2 protein-coding genes are annotated in these 920 nt (G+C 31.8%); both read left to right on the plus strand.

The window, feature by feature from the left end:
* Positions 1-145: 145 nt before the first annotated feature.
* Complete coding sequence (locus tag UXI14_RS18025) at positions 146-502, plus strand: type II toxin-antitoxin system RelE/ParE family toxin (protein WP_070235502.1); 357 nt, start codon at positions 146-148, stop codon at positions 500-502.
* Entirely contained in the window at positions 492-782 is a 291-nt protein-coding gene (locus tag UXI14_RS18030) for a helix-turn-helix transcriptional regulator (RefSeq protein WP_042247315.1), read from the plus strand. Before UXI14_RS18025 ends, UXI14_RS18030 begins: the two co-directional genes overlap by 11 nt.
* Positions 783-920 lie beyond the last annotated feature (138 nt).

Consider the following 920-nt stretch of genomic DNA (forward strand, 5'->3'; position numbering starts at 1 on the left):
AACACACCAAATCCAACTATTTTTAAAATCTAATCGGTAGTTTTGAGACAGACTGCCGTTGTAAAACATACCCAAAAACGCTCATAACCTAAAATTCAACTTATGAAATTTTGAAAATAGTAACTTTTAAGTTACCTTTGTCAAAATGGAAAGAGTTAGGCAAGTAATACAATACAAAAATTATTTCGAGGAGTTTCTACTTGCTCAACCGAAAAAGGTTCAGGACAAAATATTTAAGGTCATTGAAATAATCGAAACTTATCAGCACGTGCCGAAAACGTATTTGGCACCTATGAAAAGTCACAAAGGATTATTTGAGGCTCGAATTAAATTAGGTTCGAATATTTGGCGAGTTTTTTGCTTCTTCGATAAAGGTAAATTAGTTATACTCTTAAACGGATTTACTAAAAAGACGCAGAAAACACCGAAAAAAGAAATCGACAAAGCTGTTCGATTAATGAAAGAGTATTACGAAGAAAAAAACAAAGGCAATGGAAACTAAAAGCTGGAAAGACATAAAAGACACAGTTTACGGAAAAAAAGGAACTGAACGGAGGGATGAACTCGACAGAGATTTTGAATCCTTTAAAATTGGTTTGCTTTTACGAAATGCACGTGAGGAAAAAAATCTGACTCAAGAACAACTTGGAGAATTAATTGACAAAAAGCGAACTTATATTTCTCGTGTGGAAAATAATGGCAGTAATCTGACTTTAAAAACATTATTTGACATCGTTGAAAAAGGACTTGGCGGAAAAGTTAATATCTCAATTGAAGTATAAAAAAGTACGTTTTACAACAACGGTAACCGTTGCACAAGCCATTAATTTTATAAAAATAAGATAGATTTAAGCCCTTTTAAGGGCTTTTATTTTTCGATCTAATTAAGTTGTACGTTAAAATTAGAGAACTTAAAACAA

The sequence above is a fragment of the Galbibacter sp. PAP.153 genome (genome assembly GCF_037029175.1).
Taxonomy (GTDB): Bacteria; Bacteroidota; Bacteroidia; order Flavobacteriales; family Flavobacteriaceae; genus Galbibacter; species Galbibacter pacificus.

What these genes read in the sequence shown, in the direction of transcription:
- UXI14_RS18025 (WP_070235502.1), top strand. Translation starts at nt 146, where the DNA reads ATGGAAAGAGTTAGGCAAGTAATACAATACAAAAATTATTTCGAGGAG.
- UXI14_RS18030 (WP_042247315.1), top strand. Translation starts at nt 492, where the DNA reads ATGGAAACTAAAAGCTGGAAAGACATAAAAGACACAGTTTACGGAAAA.